The organism is Micromonospora craterilacus, from assembly GCF_003236315.1.
Taxonomy (GTDB): domain Bacteria; phylum Actinomycetota; class Actinomycetes; order Mycobacteriales; family Micromonosporaceae; genus Micromonospora; species Micromonospora craterilacus.
Genome location: NZ_POTY01000035.1, coordinates 18,567 through 36,350, shown reverse-complemented (window position 1 = coordinate 36,350; position 17,784 = coordinate 18,567). Strand labels below are relative to the sequence as shown.

Sequence of the window (17,784 nt, the reverse complement as noted above, 5' to 3'; positions counted from 1 at the left end):
GCGGCGTACGGGGCGCGGGTGGGGTGGCCGGCGTGGCCGGACGCTCCCCGGACGGGCGCGGCCCCGGCACCAGCGGTGGGCGCGGCTCGCGCGGACCGTTCGGCCCCGGCCGACGTACGCCGTCGAGCAGCGAGATGCCCCGAGCCCGCCGGCCACTGGCCCGACGCAGCATGCGCTCGGCCGACTCGGCGGTGACCCGCTCCCGGGGATCCTTGCGGAGCAGCCCGTTGAGCACCTGCTTGAGTGGTCCGGCGTTGCGCGCCGGTGGCACCGGCTCGGTGGCGAGCGCGGCCAGGGTGCTGATCGCGGACGGGCGAGCGTACGGCGACTTTCCCTCCACCGCGGCGTAGAGGGTGGCGCCCAACGACCACAGGTCGGCTTCCGGCCCGGCGGTGCCGTCCCGGGCCCGCTCCGGCGCGATGTACGCCGGTGACCCGAGCACCATTCCGGTGCGGGTGACGTTCGGGTCACCGGGGATCGTCGCCAGGCCGAAGTCGGTCAGCACCACCCGGCCGTCGTTGCCGAGCAGCACGTTGCCGGGCTTGACGTCGCGGTGCATGATGCCGGCCTTGTGCGCGGCCCTCAGCGCGTTCAGCACCCCCAGCCCGACCTCCACGGCTCGGGCCGGCGACATCGGACCGTCCTCCGCGATGGCATCCTGCAACGACCGGGACGCCACGTACTCCATGACGATCCACGGGTCGCCGTCGGTGCGGAGCACGTCGAAGATGCGTACGACGTTGATGTTGTTGAGCCGGGCGATGGCCCGCGCCTCGCGCAGCGACCGCTCCCGCATCTCGCGGCGCTCGTCATTGGTCAGACCCGGCGGCGGCACCAGTTCCTTGATCGCGACGTCGCGGTGCAGCACTTCGTCGCGCGCCTTCCATACCCGACCCATACCGCCCTGACCGAGCGGCGAGATGAGCCGGTACCGGTCGGCGACAAGTTGGGGGGCAGCGTCTGACATCGCTGAGACGGTACCCGGCAGCGCTGACGGTCACACCGCCGGCACGCCACTGTGCGACGAAGGTCAAGCTCGCGCGGCGTACGCTGAGGAACATGTCTGTCGAGGAGCCGCTGTTCCGGGTCGTGCGCGGCGTGCCGACCGCCGAGGAACTGGCCGCGTTGGTGGGCGCGATCGTCTCCCGGTCCCGGCCGGTGGCCGGGTCCGCATCGGCGCCGGTCTCGGCGTGGGCGCGCAGCGCACGGCCGGCGGGCGCCGGCCTGGCGCCCGGTTCCGGCGCGTGGCGCGCCTCCGGCCTGCCCCGCTGACCATCGGGTACGCGACACCGTGTCGGTGCCGTGCGTGGGGCTGCCAGGGGCGGCTTTTACCCATTAACCTCACTCAGGGGAACGGGGCCGTGACGGTTGGGAGGGGCCGATGATCCCTGAGGAGGATCGACCAGCATCCTGGTTACGTGGTGACGGCAGCGTCGAGGCAGACATCCGCCAGATGCGGGAGTTCGCCGACAAGCTCCGCGCCGAGGTGGAGAGCAACTACACACCGCACCTGTCGTACATCGCCAACGACATGCTCACCCAGGTGTCCAACCCGGCGGACGCGTTCATCGAGCTGGTGCAGTTCATGCGCACCCACTGGGAAACCCAGCAGGCGGCAACCAACGCGGTCTGGGGCCTCGGCCACACCACCGGTCACCTGGCCGCTGCCGCCAAGGAGGTCGCCGACCGGTACGGCGACGCCGACGCCTTCGCCGCGGCCCGGGTGACCGACGTCCAGCAGGCGCTCGGCCGGATCGGCGCGCCGATCGCGCAGCCCGAGCCGTCGCCGTCGCTCACCGATCCCTCCGGCCCCGACAACCGGGGGCCGGTGGTGCTGCCGTGAGGGATCCAGGCGTCGGCCGCAGCGGCGGCCTCACCGACTGGTACCTGATGAACGTCGCCGACATGTGGGCCTGCCTCCAGGACCACAAGGTCGACAACCACTGGCGGCATGTCGCCGGTTGGCGCAAGGTCTGCGAGCTGGCCGACCAGCACCTCGGACGACTCAGGACGTACCGCGAGAGCCTGGCCCAGGCCTGGCCGCCCGAGACCAACGCCGCCGCCCGCGCCTACATCGCCGAACTAGACGACCTGATCGAGCAGGTACGGCGTACGCACGACGCCGCCGCCGCCAACCAGAACGCCCTGTCGGCGGCCACCCAGGCCATCAGCAGCACCCGCGGCGAACTCAAGAAAATCTACGACGAGTACGCCGGCAAGCTTCAGCAGAAGCGAGCGTGGGACGAGATCGCAGCCGACCCCAAGGCCGCCGCCGGCAGCCGAACAAGCCAGCCACCGGTCACCGACGCCGACCTGGAACGCCTGAACATCCAAGCGCGCGGCATCATGTACGGCCTAAGCGGCGAACTCCAGCAAGCCCAAGTAATGCTCCGCCAACCACCGCCGCCCAGACCAAACATCCGAGATGGAGCACCTCCTGATGCTTATGGAGGTGGCGCCGCACCGATTATTCCACCCATCATCCCGCTCCCTTTGCCGCCAACAGGCACAGAGCAGGGCAAGCGGGCAGCATCCACACCACGTCCGGTTCTCGGCCCTGCGGCACCGATTGTTGGGCCTGTGCTCGGCGGAGCAGGCGCTCAACTGACTCCCGCGCCGGCCACCCCCACGGCGCCTGGCGTCACGCCACCTGGACCGACAACTCCAACACCTGGCATCGGTATACCCCCGCGACCGGGCCTGGGTACCCGACCGGGTTTTTCGGGGCCGGTGCAACCCCGCTCGGAGAGCCGATCGGCCAACAGAGGCGGCAATACAGTCCCGAACACCAATCTGCCGGGCTCACCAAGGGCGATGCCGCCTGGGGGTCTAATCGGCGGGCCCCCCGGCTCGGGATTTAGTTCGTCTGCCGTAGGCGGCACACAGCCGCGCCGAGTCAACCCAATCGGCGGCGTAATCGGCGGTGGAGCCGCAGGCACGTCTCCGACTGGAGGAGCAGGTTCTCGGCCAGGCGGGGGAAGAGGATTCGGTGGACTTCATACGCCAATTGGCGGCTCACCTACCCTTGGAATCCCCGGCACCGCAGGCCCGGGTGTTGCCTCCACTCGCACAAACCGGCAGGAGCGAGATAAGGAGGAGTCGCGGCGGTGGGACCCGGACCATCCATGGCAAGTCGATCAGGGCGTGAGCCCGGTTGTTTTACCTCCGGATGAGGAAGGGCCAATCGACCCAGGCCCTGCCATTGGTTTCACCCGGTGACGCCCACCTTTGCTCCTGCCTGCCTTACATTACTCGCGATATTACTCGGCGCACTACCGCCAGTACGGGCTGCGACAGAAACGGCGCCAGCATTGGACGACGCCAGCCGGGTTCGCAGAGATCAATGGCATCTCCCATTCTTGAGGACGGTTGAGGCTCACCGAATTAGCCAAGGAGAGGGAGTTACGGTTGCCGTAGTGGATACAGGGGTCGAGCCTCACCCAGACCTTGAAAGGAATCTTCTCCCTGGAATCGACCTCCTAGAGATCGACTCGAAGGATGGCCGCAAGGACTCCTCCGGCCATGGCACGGGAATGGCAGGAATTATAGCCGCTCACGGCCAAGCGAATGGCACCGGCGCTCTCGGAATCGCCCCCAAAGCCCAGATTATTCCAATTCGCTGCTTCGATGGAAGTAGCGACGGCGAAATCGACTGCCTGGCCACCGCCATTGAATACGCAATTACCTCTGGCGCCGACATCGTCAGCATTTCCGCTGGCGGCGGCCCCAGTGCGCGTCTCTCCCGCGCCCTCGATGGCGCGCGTTCCGCGAATGTGGTCGTCGTCGCAGCAGCAGGTAACCGCGCCGACGATCCCGGCGTTCCGTATCCTGCTGCCGCAAACGCAGTAATCGCAGTAGGTGGCATCGACAACAAAGGCCAACATGCCGCGATCTCTGTCGCCAGCCCTGCCGTCGATGTAGTCGCGCCAGCCATCGATATTTATAGCACTAGCATCAAAGGAAAGTATCGAAGGGGCACTGGCACCTCTGGGGCTACGGCGATTGTGGCGGGGGCGGCGGCGTTGATTCGGGCCAAGTATCCGTACCTGCCGGCTGACGAGGTGGCGCATCGGCTGACCGCGACCGCGATCGACAAGGGGCCGCCGGGGCGGGACGATCAGTATGGCTATGGGGTCATTGACCTGGTGGCGGCGCTGACGGCGGACGTACCGCCGAGGGGTTTTGAATCGGTGCCGGCGACCTCGCCGGAAGTCGCTGGGCCGACCACGGCGGCGGATGGGCCGCTGGATGATGGGGACGGCGCGGCGACCGTGCGCGGTCTGGTCACGCTGGGCGTGCTGCTGGCTGCCGGCGGTGCCTGGACGCTGTTCGTCCGGCACCGGCGCCGATCCGATGATCCGCCGCCGAGGATCACTCGCTGAGGCGTAGCCGACCGGACACGACGGCGGGTGGGTGTTGTGCTCATCAGCGTGATGTCACAGAGAAATAATTATGTCTGTGTGACATCACGCTCACGGGAAGACTGTGGCCGCAGGCCGGTCCCGTTGGCGCACCGGGCATAGAACCCGAGGAGACAACGCGCCCGAGGAGACAACGCGCCCGAGGAGACGCCGCGCCCAAGAAGTAGGGGGAGCAGAGCGTGGGGCGCGGCGGGCGGAGCAACCGGTAACGTCGGCACCGTGCCTGATGCCATGCCGCTTCGCCTTGTGCTCGCCTCGGCGAGCCCTGCCCGCCGTAAGTCCCTACAGGCCGCCGGCATCGAGCCGGACGTGCTGGTCAGCGGGGTCGACGAATCGCTCGTGGTGACCGACCGGGCCGAGGCCGGTGTGGACGACCGGATCGAGCTGCGCATCGGCCCGGCCGGTGACACGCTGCGGCAGCTGCCGAACGAGCGGTACCTGGACTTCGCCTTCATCGACGCCGACAAGACCGGCTACCCGGTGTACTGGGCCGAGCTGGTGCCGAGGATGCGGCCGGGCGGGGTGATCGCCGTCGACAACGTGCTGCGGCACGGACGGGTGATCGCGCCGCAAAGCGCCGACGACCGGGCCATCGCGGCGTTCAACGACGACGTGCTGGCCGACGTACGGGTCGACGCGGTGATGCTGCCGATCGCCGACGGCCTGACCCTCGCGTACGTGCACTGAACCGGCGGCCGGTCAGACCGGCGCAGTGGCCGGCTGCTCGACGGGCGCCGGGGCCGGCAGGGCGCGGCCGAGTCGCACCGCGAGCAGCACGGCCGTCGCGATGAAGCCGGGCAGCAGCAGGAACGCCAGGTGCGGGCCGACGCCGTCGGCCACCCAGCCGAGCGCGACCGGCGCGATCCCGAAACCCACCCCCATCGAGTACGCGGACCAGCCCGCCGCCTGGTCCGCGGCGTCACCGGCGACGGCCAGCGCGAGGGAAATGGCCAGCGGGTAGTGCAACGCGTTGCCGAGGCCCAGCACCACCAGGCCGGCCACCGCCAGCCAGCCGGCGGTGGCGACCCAGAACACCGTGAACCCGGCCAGCGACACGCTCAGGGCGGTGAGCAGGAGTGGCACCGGCCGGAAGCGCAGGGCGACGCGTCCTCCGGCGAGCCGGCCGACGAACATGCCGCAGACGATCGCGGCCACCGCTGCCGAGGCGGCCCCGGGGGCCATCCCGGCGTGGGAGCGCAGCACGTCGGCGGTCCACAGTGACAGGCAGACCTCGATCGAACCGGTGACTCCCATCAGCACCCAGGCGATCCAGTACGCCCGGGGCAGTCGCCGGCCGCTCCGGGGCACCACCACCGTCACCCGGGGAGCCGCGACAGCGGTGGCGGTCTTCGGTCCGCGTACCCGAAAGGCCAGCGCGGCGAGGGCGACCAGCGCGATCAGGGCGACCACGACGGCCATCGCCGGTCGCCAGCCCCACCCGGCGTTGACGCTGAGGCCGATCGCCAGCGGGGCGAGGATCCCCATGCCCGCGCACGCGGCGTTGGCCTCGGCCAGTGCGGCCGGAGCGACCGGCCCGTGCCGGGCGGTGAGCACCACGTTCACGCCGCTGACCAGCAGCGTGCCGGCGGTGGAGATCAGGATGACGACGGCGAGGGTGGCCGGCAGGGGGCGCAGCAGGGAAAACGCGCCCACCCCGGCGGCCACCCCGGCCAGCCCGAGCCAGATCGTCGGTTTCCGGCCGAACCGGCGGGCGGCCGGGGCGAACAGCGCGCCGCCGGCCAGCGCACCGACCGCGAGGCCGGTGCTGTGCAGGCCGGCGACGGCGGCCGAGGTGCCCTGCTCGTCGCGGAGCAGCGGCACCACCGGGCCGAAGCCGTAAAGGAAGAAACCCCAGAGCCCGAGCTGGGCGTACGCGAGCCAGGTGATCCGGTCATGGACGAGGCGGGGCACGCGCCTCACGCTACAAGCGCACCGCGCCTACCCCATCCACGGTGAGAGTGAACTCTCCTCGTCCTTCCTTTCAGCGGACGCTGCGGGCGAACTGGCGGGCCGCCCAGTAGACGCCGGCGGCGGCGAGCACCGTGATGATGGTCAGCCCCTGCCAGACCCGGTCGTTGCTGATGTCGCCGTTGAACAGCGCCCGGGTGCCGTCGACTGCCCAGGAGAACGGGTTCCACTTGGCGACGCCCTGCAACCAGCCGGGCGCGAAGGCCAGCGGCAGCAGGATGCCGGAGAGCAGCAGCACCGGCTGGGCCACCGTGTTCATCAGCGGGGCCAGGGCGTCCTCGCTCTTGACCTTCAGCGCGACGCCGTAGGAGACGGCCGAGGTCATCAACGCGATCAGGGCCAGCATGAGGTACGCCAGCAGCAGGTCACCGATGAACACACGCAGGTCGAACAGCAGCGCCAGCAGGGTGATGATGACCGCCTGGGCCAGCAACGACACCACGTCGCGCAGTGAGCGGCCGAGCAGCAGGGCGAGCCGGCTGACCGGGGTGACCCGGGAGCGCTCGATCACCCCGGCACGCAGCTCGGCGATCAACCCGAAGCCCTGGAACAGGCCGCCGAAGATGGCCAGCAGGACCAGCAGGCCCGGCACGAAGATCTTGTACGCCTCGGCCTGGGTGGGCGCGTTCAGCGCGGGCTTGAGCAGCGGGGCGAACAGGAGCAGGTACATCACCGGCTGGAAGACGCCGACGAAGACCCACACGGGGTTGCGCAGCAGCAGGTGGAGCTGCCGCTGGAAGATCAGCCAGGTGTCGCGGGCGAGTTTCATGAAATCTCCTGGTCGGGTCAGGACTCGCGCAGCGAGCGGCCGGTCTTGGTGAGGAACACGTCATCGAGGCTCGGGCGGTGCAGCTCGATCGACTTGAGGTCGAGCCCGGCGCCGTCGATCCGGCGCAGGATGCGCGGGATGGCGGTGGCGCCCTCGTCCACGAAGAGGCGCAGTCCGCCCTCTTCGAGGACCTCCAGCCGGTTGACGTACTCCTCGCCGTCGAGCAGCTTCTCGGCCTCGCCGGTGGCGGCCAGGTCGAGACCGACCTGCACCACGTCGCCGGAGATCTCCCGCTTGAGGTCGGTCGGCGTGCCCTCGGCGACCACCTCGCCGTGGTCCATGATCGCGATCCGGTCGCAGAGCGCGTCGGCCTCGTCCAGGTAGTGCGTGGTGATGAAGACCGTCATCCCGTCGGTACGCAGCCGCCGGATCTCGTCCCACATGTGGGCCCGGCTCTGCGGGTCGAGCCCGGTGGTGGGCTCGTCCAGGAAAACGATCTTCGGCTCGTGGATGATGCCGAGCGCGATCTCGACCCGCCGCCGCTGGCCCCCGGAGTACGTCTTGCACTTGCGGTCGGCGAACTCGGTGAGCTGGAACGCCGCCAGCGCGCGGGCGGCCCGGCGCTGCGCCTCGGCCTTGCCGATGCCGTACAGCCGGGCCTGGAGCACCAACTCCTCCCGGGCGGTCGACTCGTCCCAGGTGCTGCCGCCCTGGGCGACGTACCCGATCCGACGGCGTACCTCACCCGGATCCTTGAGCAGGTCGGCACCGGCGATGGTGGCCTGGCCGCCGTCCGGCTCGATCAGCGTCGCGAGCATCCGGAGGGTGGTGGTCTTGCCGGCGCCGTTCGGGCCGAGGAAACCGAAGATCTCGCCCGCCGTGACGTCCAGATCGACGCCGCGTACCGCCTCGACGGTCTTCGTCTCCCGACCGGCCCGGCTGCGGAAGGACTTCCGCAGCCCTCTGGTCTCGATCATCTGTACTCCCCGCTCGTGGCCTCCGTCGGCCATCATCGTCACCGGCACTCGACCACATCCGTACGACACCACGCCGCCCACGACCTGGATCGGACAGTGCGCCATCCCACACTGAGCGATCGTTTGGGTCGCCAGGGTGAGCTATAAACTCCCGGTCAGTAACCCGCCGGGAGGAGTCACCAAGGTGCGCAAGGTACTCATCGCCAACCGGGGCGAGATCGCCGTCCGGGTGATCCGCGCCTGCCAGGACGCCGGCCTGGGCAGCGTCGCGGTGTACGCACACTCCGACCGGGATGCCCTGCACGCCACGCTCGCCGACGAAGCGTACGCCCTCGGCGGTGACACCGCGGCCGACACGTACCTGCGCATCGACAAGCTGATCGACGTCGCCGCCCGGGCCGGTGCCGACGCCGTGCACCCCGGGTACGGCTTCCTCGCCGAGAACGCCGACTTCGCCCAGGCGGTCATCGACGCCGGGCTGACCTGGATCGGCCCCACCCCGCAGGCGATCCGGGACCTCGGCGACAAGGTCACCGCGCGGCACATCGCCCAGCGTGCCGGCGCCCCGCTGGTCCCCGGCACCCCCGACCCGGTCGGCAGCCCGGACGAGGTGATGGCCTTCGCCGTCGACCACGGCCTGCCGGTGGCCATCAAGGCCGCCTTCGGCGGCGGCGGGCGCGGCCTGAAGGTGGCCCGCACGATGGAGGAGATCCCGCAGCTGTTCGAGTCGGCCACCCGCGAGGCGGTCGCCGCGTTCGGCCGGGGCGAGTGCTTCGTCGAGCGGTACCTGGACCGGCCCCGCCACGTCGAGGCGCAGGTCCTGGCCGACCAGCACGGCAACGTGATCGTGGTGGGCACCCGGGACTGCTCGTTGCAGCGCCGGCACCAGAAGCTGGTCGAGGAGGCACCGGCACCGTTCCTCACCGCCGAGCAGCGCGCCCAGATCCACGACAGCGCCAAGGCGATCTGCCGGGAGGCCGGCTACCACGGTGCCGGCACGGTCGAATACCTGGTCGGCAACGACGGCACCATCTCCTTCCTGGAGGTCAACACCCGGCTCCAGGTGGAGCACCCGGTCACCGAGGAGACCGCCGGCCTCGACCTGGTACGCGAGCAGTTCCGGATCGCCGACGGCGAGAAGCTGCGGTACATCGAGGACCCGACGCCGCGCGGGCACTCGATCGAGTTCCGGATCAACGGCGAGGACCCGGGCCGCAATTTCCTGCCCGCCCCGGGCACGGTCACCGCGCTGCGGCTGCCCACCGGCCCCGGCGTGCGGGTGGACACCGGCATCTCGGCCGGCGACGTGATCGGCGGCAACTTCGACTCGCTGCTGGCCAAGGTGATCGTCACCGGCGAGACCCGCACCGAGGCGCTGGAGCGGGCCCGCCGGGCGCTGGACGAGATGGTGGTCGAGGGGATGGCCACCGCGCTGCCGTTCCACCGTCTGGTGGTCCGCGACCCCGCGTTCACCGCCGAGCCGTTCACCGTGCACACCCGCTGGATCGAGACCGAGTTCGACAACACCGTGCCGCCGTTCACCGCCGCCGCGGGTGCCGTCGCGGGTCCGGCCGAGCGCGACACCGTCGTGGTCGAGGTGGGCGGCAAGCGGCTGGAGGTCACCCTCCCCGCCGGCCTCGGCGCCGGTACGAGCACCGCCGCACCCGCCGCCAAGAAGCCGACCCGCCGGGGCGGTGGCGCCACCGCCGGCGCGGCGGCCAGCGGCGACGCGCTCACCTCCCCGATGCAGGGCACCATCGTCAAGATCGCGGTCGCCGACGGGGACACCGTCGCCGAGGGTGACCTGGTCGTGGTGCTGGAGGCGATGAAGATGGAGCAGCCGCTGCACGCCCACAAGGCGGGCACGGTCAGCGGCCTGGCGGCCGGGGTCGGCGCGGTCATCACCGCCGGCGCCGCCATCTGCACCATCGCCTGAGGTGTTCGGCTAGCGGAGGGCGTCGGCGGCGACCGCGCAGACGGCGGCGGTGAGCGCGGTCAGCACCTGCGAGTCGAGTCGCCAGTGCTGCCAGTACAGCGGGATGTCCACGGTCCGACCGGGCGCGATGTCCACGCAGTGCCCGTCGGCCAGGTCGCCGGCGGCGATCTGCTCCGGCACCAGCCCCCAGCCCAGGCCGAGCCGGATCGCCGCGCTGAACGCCGGCACCGACGGCACGTAGTGCACGGGCGGGTCCAGGGCCCGCCCGGTCACCGTACGCAGGAACCGGTGCTGCACACGGTCCTTGCGGTCGAAGACCACCACCGGCGCGGCGGCGAGCGCCTGACGGGTGAGCCCGCCGGCGAACCACCGGTCCACCACCGGCGGTGCGGCCAACGCCCGGTAGCGCATCGCGCCGAGGCGTCGCACCCGGCAGCCCTGCACCGCCTCCCGCTGCGCGGTCACCGCGGCCGTCACCGCGCCGGCGCGCAGCAGCTCAGCACTGTGGTCCTGGTCGTCCTGGCGGATGTCGAAGGAGAGTTCCGGCTGGGCCGGCAGCCGGGCCAGCGCCGCGGGAAACCAGGTGGCGAGCGAGTCGGCGTTGACCACGACGGCGACCCGGGTACGACCACGGTCGCCGCCGAGCGGGCCGCGCGCGTCGGCCAGCGCCTCCCGTTCGAGCAGCGCGAGCTGGCCGGCGAGGCGGAGCAGCGGGCGGCCCGCCTCGGTGGCGTCGCAGGGCCGGTGGCGGCGGACGAGCACCTGCCCGACGGCCTCCTCCAGCGCCTTGATCCGTTGGCTGACCGCCGACGGGGTCACGTGCAGCAGGCGCGCCGCCGCCTCGAAGCTGCCCTCGGTGACGACCGCCGCGAGCGTACGGAGCTGGGTCGAGTCCAGGCCACTCACGAAGCTGAGCTTAACCATCCCAAGAATCTTTAGCTGGACTGATGTGAGCCCGTGCTCCTACCGTCGGCACATGCTCACCTCGGCCCTCGCCGGCTTCTCGCTGTCCATCGCCCTGATCGTCGCCATCGGCGCGCAGAACGCCTTCGTGCTCCGCCAGGGCCTGCGCCGGGAACACGTGCTGCCGGTCGTGCTGACCTGCGCCGTCTCCGACGCCCTGCTGATCGGCGTCGGGATCGCCGGGGTGGGAACCGTGGTGACCGGGCGGCCCGACCTGCTCACCGCGATCCGCTGGGGCGGCGCGGCGTTCCTGCTCGGGTACGCGGCCCTCGCCGCCCGCCGCGCGCTGCGCCCCGGCGCGCTCACGCCGGCCGAACGACCGCCGGCCCGGCTCGGCGCGACGCTGGCCGCCTGCCTCGCCTTCACCTACCTCAACCCACACGTCTACCTCGACACCGTGCTGCTGCTCGGCGGCATCGCCCAGCAGCACCCGCACCGCTGGCTGTTCGGCCTCGGTGCGGCGGCGGCCAGCGTGGTCTGGTTCACCGCGCTCGGCGCGGGCGCGTACCGGCTCGCCCCACTGCTCGCCCGGGGCCGGGTCTGGCAGGTCCTGGACGGCGTGATCGCGGCGGTGATGGTCGTGGTGGCGGCGGCGCTGCTGCTGGGCTGAGCGGGTGTTTTCGCTTACCACCGGCGGCGCGACCGGCGGTGGGCAGGAATGATGGCCGGGTGCGGTTTCTCAATGGCGCGACTCCGGCGTACGACCTGACCTACAACGACGTGTTCATGGCCCCGGCCCGCTCCGAGGTGGGTTCGCGGCTCGACGTCGACCTGGCCACCGGCGACGGCACGGGCACCACGATCCCCCTGGTGGTGGCGAACATGACGGCGGTCGCCGGCCGACGGATGGCCGAGACGGTGGCCCGGCGGGGCGGCATCGCGGTGATCCCGCAGGACATCCCGATCGAAGTGGTGGCCGAGGTCGTCGGCTGGGTCAAGCAGCGGCACCTGGTGCACGACACCGCGATCGCGCTCGGCCCCACCGACACCGTCGGCGACGCGATCCACCTGTTGCCGAAGCGGGCGCACGGCGCGGTGATCGTGGTCGACGAGGCCGGCCGTCCGCTGGGCGTGGTGACCGAGGCCGACACGGTCGGGGTGGACCGTTTCGCGCAACTACGGCACGTGATGTCGACCGAGTTGCACACCGTGCCGGCGGACGCGGACCCGCGTACCGGCTTCGACCGGCTCTCGGCCGGCCGGCGCCGACTGGCTCCGGTGGTGGACGGCGAGGGCCGGCTGGTCGGCGTGCTCACCCGGCCGGGCGCGCTGCGGGCGACGCTCTACCGGCCGGCGGTGGACGACCGGGGCCGGCTGCGGATCGCCGCCGCGGTGGGGATCAACGGGGACGTGGCGGGCAAGGCGGCGGCGCTGCTGGAGGCCGGGGTGGACACCCTGGTCGTGGACACCGCACACGGCCACCAGGAGCGGATGATCTCCGCCCTGCGGACGGTCCGCCGGGTCGACCCGGGCGTCCCGGTGGCGGCCGGCAACGTGGTCACCGCCGACGGCGTACGCGACCTGGTCGAGGCGGGTGCGGACATCGTCAAGGTCGGTGTCGGCCCGGGCGCGATGTGCACCACCCGGATGATGACCGGGGTGGGCCGGCCGCAGTTCTCGGCGGTGCTGGACTGCGCGGCGGCGGCCCGGGAACTGGGCCGTCACGTCTGGGCCGACGGCGGGGTGCGGCATCCACGGGACGTGGCGCTGGCGCTGGCCGCGGGGGCGTCGAACGTGATGATCGGCTCGTGGTTCGCCGGCACCTACGAGTCGCCCGGCGACCTCTACACCGACGCGGACGGCCGGCGGTACAAGGAGAGCTTCGGGATGGCCTCGGCGCGGGCGGTCAGCGCCCGGACCGCCGAGGACAGCGCGTACGACCGGGCCCGTAAGGCGATCTTCGAGGAGGGCATCTCGACGGCCCGGATGTACCTGGATCCGGCCCGCCCCGGGGTGGAGGACCTGATCGACGAGATCATCTCCGGGGTACGCAGCGCGTTCACCTACGCCGGCGCCCGCACGCTGGCCGAGTTCCACGAGCGGGTGCTGGTCGGCGTGCAGAGCACCGCCGGCTACACCGAGGGGATGCCGCTGCCGACGAGCTGGTGAGGCCCGCGCCGACGGTACGGATCGTGTTCGTCGCCACTGCCGCGGCAAATTCGTTTGGCCCCTGACTATCAGGGAGCTAATCTGCGGGCCATGAGTCTGATCCAGCTGGGAGACGTGCCACTCGGCCGGCTGCTGGTGGTCGCCGGGCACCTCACCAGCCAGCGGTGGAATCGCTACCTCGCTGACGAACACGGCCTCACCCAGTCCGGGATGGTCACCCTGATGGCCCTCGCCCAGCACGGCGAGCTGCCGCACCGGGCGGTGGCCGAGCTGTGCTTCGTCCGCCCGGCCACCCTCACCGGCATCGTCGACACCCTCGAACGCGACGGCCTGGTGGAGCGGCAGCGCGACGACCACGACCGGCGCAGCGTCAAGCTCGCGCTGACCCCGGCCGGGCGGGCCCGGGTCGACGCGCTCACCGCCGCGATCCAGTCCCGACGTCCGCTCACCTCGGTCGACGCCGACCCGGCCAAGGCAGCCATCGTCCGGCGGTTCCTGCTCGAGGTCATCGGCAGCGGCGAGGACCCCGGCACGATGACGGGAGGCCCGAAGTGTTGATCCGGCTGCTGCGCAGCGGTCTGCGGCCCTACCACCGGCCGCTGGCCGCCGTGGTGCTGCTCCAGTTCGTCGGCACGATGGCCTCGCTCTACCTGCCGAGCCTCAACGCCGACATCATCGACCTCGGCGTCGCCCGGGGCGACACCGACTACATCGTGCGTACCGGCGGGTGGATGCTCGCGGTGAGCGTGGTGCAGATCGTCTGTTCGATCATGGCGGTATACCTCGGCGCGCGGATAGCCATGGGCTTCGGCCGGGACGTGCGGGCGACGGTCTTCGGGCACGTCAACCGCTTCTCGGCCCGGGAGGTCGCCCGCTTCGGCGCCCCGTCGCTGATCACCCGGAACACCAACGACGTGCAACAGGTGCAGATGCTCGTGCTGATGAGCTGCACCATGCTGGTCGCCGCCCCGATCATGAGCGTCGGTGGCGTGGCGATGGCGCTCCGGGAGGACGTCGGGCTCTCCTGGCTGATGCTGGTCTGCGTACCGGTGCTGGCGATCGCGCTGGCTCTGATCATCCGCCGGATGGTGCCCGGCTTCCGGCTCATGCAGACCCGGATCGACACGGTCAACCGGGTGCTGCGAGAGCAGATCACCGGAATCCGGGTGGTCCGGGCGTTCGTCCGGGAGCCGTACGAGACGCGCCGTTTCGGCACCGCGAACGCCGAGCTGACCGCGACCGCACTGCGAACCGGCCGGCTGATGGCGTTGATCTTCCCCGTGGTGATGCTGGTGCTCAACGTCTCCAGCGTGGCGGTGCTCTGGTTCGGCGCGCAGCGGGTGGACGCCGGGGCGATCCAGATCGGCGCGCTCACCGCCTTCCTGCAGTACCTGATGCAGATCCTGATGGCCGTCATGATGGCCACCTTCATGCTGATGATGGTGCCTCGCGCGGCGGTCTGCGCCGAGCGGATCGAGGAGGTGCTCGACACCGAGTCCTCGGTGGTGCCCGCCGCGAACCCGGTCGCCGAGACACCGGCCCACGCCCATCTGGAGCTGCGGAACGTGCGCTTCCAGTACCCGGGCGCTGCCGAGCCGGTGCTGCGGGACGTCTCGTTCCAGGTGACGCCGGGGACCACCACGGCGGTCATCGGCAGCACAGGCGCGGGTAAGACCACCCTGCTCTCCCTGATCCCCCGGCTGGTCGACGTGACCGCCGGCGCGGTGCTGGTCGACGGGGTCGACGTCCGGGAACTCGCACCGGACCAGCTGTGGCGCCGGATCGGGCTGGTTCCGCAGAAGCCGTACCTGTTCACCGGCACGGTGGCGAGCAACCTGCGCTACGGCAACCCGGACGCCACCGACGACGAACTCTGGACGGCGCTGGAGATCGCCCAGGCCCGGGACTTCGTCGAGGCCATGCCAGACGGACTGGACGCGCCGATCGCGCAGGGCGGCACGAACGTCTCCGGCGGGCAGCGGCAGCGGCTGGCGATCGCCCGGGCCCTGGTCCGGCAGCCGGAGATCTACCTCTTCGACGACTCGTTCTCCGCGCTCGACCTCGGTACCGACGCGCGGCTGCGGGCGGCCCTGCGGCCGATCACCGCCGAGGCCGCGGTGGTGATCGTCGCCCAGCGGGTCTCCACGATCGTCGATGCCGACCAGATCATCGTGTTGGAGGACGGGGGCGTGGTCGGGATGGGCCGACACGAGGACCTGCTACAGACCTGCCCGACGTACGCGGAGATCGTGGCGTCCCAGCAGACCGCGCAGGTGCCGGCATGAGCGAGCGGGAGCGAGTGCGGGGCGTACCTCCGCAGCAGCCGTCCGCCGACGGGCGGACGCCGAAGCGGCTGCCACCCGGCGGACAGCGCGGCGGCCCGTTCATGGGCGCGGGGATGCCCGCCGAACGCTCGATGAACTTCGGGCCGAGCGCCCGGCGCCTGCTGGGCCGGCTCCGCTCACAGCGCCTGCACCTCGTCGCGGTCATCGCGCTCGCGCTGGTCAGCGTCGGGCTCAGCGTGATCGGGCCGAAGGTGCTCGGGCATGCCACCGACCTGATTTTCACCGGGGTGATCGGTCGGCAACTGCCGGCGGGCAGCAGCACCGAGCAGGCCGTGAACGCGGCCCGGGCAGCCGGCAACGACAACTTCGCCGACATGCTCGCCCGGATGGACGTGATGCCCGGGGTGGGCATCGACTTCGCGGCGCTGGGCCGGGTGCTGCTGCTGGCGTTGGGCCTCTACCTGGCGGCCAGCCTGCTGATGTGGTGGCAGGGCTGGCTGCTCAACGGGGTGGTCCAGCGGACCGTGCTCAAGCTGCGCGCCGACGTGGAGGACAAGCTCAACCGGCTGCCGCTGCCCTACTTCGACCGGCAGCCCCGCGGTGAGCTGCTCAGCCGGGTCACCAACGACATCGACAACATCTCGCAGAGCCTCCAGCAGACGCTGAGCCAGCTGCTCACCTCGCTGCTCACCGTGGTCGGCGTACTCGGCATGATGTTCTGGATCTCGCCGCTGCTCGCCCTGGTGGCGCTGGTCGCGGTGCCGCTGTCGGTGGTGGTGACCGGTCAGATCGCCAAGCGGTCGCAGCGCAAGTTCATCGCCCAGTGGGCCCACACCGGCGAGCTGAACGGCCAGATCGAGGAGGCGTTCACCGGCCACGAACTGGTCAAGGTCTTCGGCCGGCAGCGCGAGGTGGAGGCGGCCTTCCACGCCAAGAACGAGGAGCTGTTCCAGGCCAGCTTCGGTGCCCAGTTCATCTCCGGGATCATCATGCCGGCGATGTTCTTCATCGGAAATCTCAGCTACGTGGCGATCGCGGTGGTCGGCGGGCTCCGGGTGGCGTCGGGGACGATGAGCCTGGGCGACGTGCAGGCGTTCATCCAGTACTCCCGGCAGTTCACCCAGCCGCTCACCCAGGTCGCCTCGATGGCCAACCTGCTCCAGTCCGGGGTGGCCTCGGCGGAACGGGTCTTCGCGGTGCTCGACGCCGAGGAACAGACCCCGGACCCGGTCGCGCCGGCCCGCGTGACCGACCCGCACGGCCGGGTCGAGTTCGAGCACGTCTCCTTCCGGTACACCCCGGAGAAGCCGCTGATCGAGGATCTGTCACTGGTGGCCGAGCCCGGTCACACCGTGGCCATCGTCGGGCCGACCGGCGCGGGCAAGACCACCCTGGTCAACCTGATCATGCGCTTCTACGAGCTGGACGCCGGCCGGATCACCCTGGACGGGGTGGACATCACCGCCATGCGCCGTGACGACCTGCGCGGCCGGATCGGCATGGTGCTCCAGGACACCTGGCTCTTCGGCGGCACCATCCGCGACAACATCGCGTACGGGCGGCCCGACGCCACCGAGGAGGAGATCCTCGCCGCCGCCCGGGCCACCTTCGTGGACCGGTTCGTGCACAGCCTGCCGGACGGCTACGACACGGTGATCGACGAGGAGGGGAGCAATGTCAGCGCCGGCGAGCGACAGCTCATCACCATCGCCCGGGCGTTCCTCGCCGAGCCCTCGTTGCTGATTCTCGACGAGGCGACCAGCTCGGTGGACACCCGTACCGAGGTGCTGCTCCAGCGGGCGATGGCGGCCCTGCGGTCGGAGCGGACCAGCTTCGTCATCGCGCACCGGCTCTCCACCATCCGCGACGCCGACCTGATCCTGATGATGGAGAACGGCCGCATCGTCGAGCAGGGCACCCACGAGGAACTGCTCGCGGCGCACGGTGCGTACCACCGGCTCTACCAATCCCAGTTCCATCAGGCGGTCAGCGGGGACGACCCGGTGGCGCTACCGGCGGGGTCGACCGCGGGGTGACCCCGCCGGTAGCGCACTAGGGTCGGGCCGCTGGCACGGGACCTGCCAGCGGCCCGACGGCGGCCCGGGCGTCAGGAACGGGGGACCCGACGCGCGCCGGGCGCGCGCCGATAACGGTACGCCGCCGGACGGCGATCCGGCGACTGCGGCCCGCCGGGAACCGCCTTCGATCTCTCATGGTCGCGACGGCACCACCCACGGTCGCGGAACCGGGCCGGGCGAGGTGGCGCTGGTCACGGCGGCCTGGAACCGCTTACGGTGATCCCGGACCCGCCGTCAGGGTCGGCGCGTGCCGTCGGGCGATGACCGGTAGGGGTGGT

16 protein-coding genes are annotated in these 17,784 nt (G+C 71.1%); 10 read left to right on the top strand and 6 right to left on the bottom strand.

What is annotated here, in order from left to right:
• Window positions 1-967 (bottom strand): serine/threonine-protein kinase (locus C1I95_RS08520; RefSeq protein WP_146605668.1); only part of this gene is annotated, 967 nt, incomplete at its 3' end.
• Between the two features lie 92 nt (window positions 968-1,059).
• Here C1I95_RS08520 and C1I95_RS08515 point away from each other — a divergent pair.
• Together C1I95_RS08515 and C1I95_RS08510 are read left to right on the top strand one after the other, a co-directional pair.
• Window positions 1,060-1,272: an acyl-CoA carboxylase subunit epsilon gene (locus tag C1I95_RS08515; protein ID WP_111213237.1), complete on the top strand. Its 213-nt coding sequence runs from the start codon at window positions 1,060-1,062 to the stop codon at window positions 1,270-1,272.
• A gap of 109 nt (window positions 1,273-1,381) precedes the next feature.
• Window positions 1,382-1,843, top strand: a complete 462-nt coding sequence (locus C1I95_RS08510; protein WP_111213236.1) for a hypothetical protein — start codon at window positions 1,382-1,384, stop codon at window positions 1,841-1,843.
• A gap of 239 nt (window positions 1,844-2,082) precedes the next feature.
• Here the strand turns inward: C1I95_RS08510 and C1I95_RS37100 are convergent, their stop codons facing one another.
• On the bottom strand, window positions 2,083-2,334 hold the full coding sequence (locus tag C1I95_RS37100) for a hypothetical protein (protein WP_158566325.1): 252 nt from the start codon (window positions 2,332-2,334) through the stop codon (window positions 2,083-2,085).
• 881 nt (window positions 2,335-3,215) lie between these two features.
• Here C1I95_RS37100 and mycP point away from each other — a divergent pair.
• Window positions 3,216-4,382, top strand: coding sequence for a type VII secretion-associated serine protease mycosin (gene mycP / locus C1I95_RS08500; RefSeq protein WP_438941295.1), 1,167 nt, complete (start codon window positions 3,216-3,218; stop codon window positions 4,380-4,382).
• A 270-nt stretch (window positions 4,383-4,652) separates the two neighbouring features.
• Window positions 4,653-5,108, top strand: a complete 456-nt coding sequence (locus tag C1I95_RS08495; RefSeq protein ID WP_146605667.1) for an O-methyltransferase — start codon at window positions 4,653-4,655, stop codon at window positions 5,106-5,108.
• A gap of 12 nt (window positions 5,109-5,120) precedes the next feature.
• Here the strand turns inward: C1I95_RS08495 and C1I95_RS08490 are convergent, their stop codons facing one another.
• The 3 genes from C1I95_RS08490 to C1I95_RS08480 form a co-directional block, all read right to left on the bottom strand.
• Window positions 5,121-6,332, bottom strand: coding sequence for an MFS transporter (locus C1I95_RS08490; RefSeq protein ID WP_111213234.1), 1,212 nt, complete (start codon window positions 6,330-6,332; stop codon window positions 5,121-5,123).
• Window positions 6,333-6,402: 70 nt separating this feature from the next.
• Entirely contained in the window at window positions 6,403-7,158 is a 756-nt protein-coding gene (locus C1I95_RS08485; RefSeq protein ID WP_111213233.1) for an ABC transporter permease, read from the bottom strand.
• A 17-nt stretch (window positions 7,159-7,175) separates the two neighbouring features.
• Window positions 7,176-8,135 (bottom strand): ATP-binding cassette domain-containing protein, encoded by a 960-nt coding sequence (locus tag C1I95_RS08480; RefSeq protein ID WP_111213240.1) that lies wholly within the window; start codon window positions 8,133-8,135, stop codon window positions 7,176-7,178.
• A gap of 184 nt (window positions 8,136-8,319) precedes the next feature.
• Here C1I95_RS08480 and C1I95_RS08475 point away from each other — a divergent pair, with 184 nt between their 5' ends.
• Window positions 8,320-10,071, top strand: coding sequence for an acetyl/propionyl/methylcrotonyl-CoA carboxylase subunit alpha (locus C1I95_RS08475; RefSeq protein WP_111213232.1), 1,752 nt, complete (start codon window positions 8,320-8,322; stop codon window positions 10,069-10,071).
• Between the two features lie 9 nt (window positions 10,072-10,080).
• Here the strand turns inward: C1I95_RS08475 and C1I95_RS08470 are convergent, their stop codons facing one another.
• Complete coding sequence (locus tag C1I95_RS08470; protein WP_111213231.1) at window positions 10,081-10,995, bottom strand: LysR family transcriptional regulator ArgP; 915 nt, start codon at window positions 10,993-10,995, stop codon at window positions 10,081-10,083.
• Between the two features lie 52 nt (window positions 10,996-11,047).
• Between C1I95_RS08470 and C1I95_RS08465 the strand changes: the two genes are divergently transcribed.
• From C1I95_RS08465 to C1I95_RS08445, 5 genes are all read left to right on the top strand, one after another.
• Entirely contained in the window at window positions 11,048-11,644 is a 597-nt protein-coding gene (locus tag C1I95_RS08465) for a LysE/ArgO family amino acid transporter (protein ID WP_111213230.1), read from the top strand.
• A 59-nt stretch (window positions 11,645-11,703) separates the two neighbouring features.
• Window positions 11,704-13,143: a GuaB1 family IMP dehydrogenase-related protein gene (locus C1I95_RS08460; protein ID WP_111213229.1), complete on the top strand. Its 1,440-nt coding sequence runs from the start codon at window positions 11,704-11,706 to the stop codon at window positions 13,141-13,143.
• Between the two features lie 90 nt (window positions 13,144-13,233).
• Window positions 13,234-13,701 carry a MarR family winged helix-turn-helix transcriptional regulator gene (locus tag C1I95_RS08455; RefSeq protein WP_111213228.1) on the top strand — a complete coding sequence of 156 codons (468 nt, stop codon included), beginning with the start codon at window positions 13,234-13,236 and terminating at the stop codon, window positions 13,699-13,701.
• Window positions 13,695-15,428 (top strand): ABC transporter ATP-binding protein, encoded by a 1,734-nt coding sequence (locus C1I95_RS08450; RefSeq protein ID WP_111213227.1) that lies wholly within the window; start codon window positions 13,695-13,697, stop codon window positions 15,426-15,428. The genes C1I95_RS08455 and C1I95_RS08450 overlap by 7 nt, the downstream gene beginning before the upstream one ends.
• Window positions 15,429-15,541: 113 nt before the next feature.
• The gene (locus C1I95_RS08445) at window positions 15,542-17,464 is read left to right on the top strand and encodes an ABC transporter ATP-binding protein (protein ID WP_438941296.1); all 1,923 of its coding nucleotides are present in this window, start codon (window positions 15,542-15,544) and stop codon (window positions 17,462-17,464) included.
• Window positions 17,465-17,784: the final 320 nt, after the last annotated feature.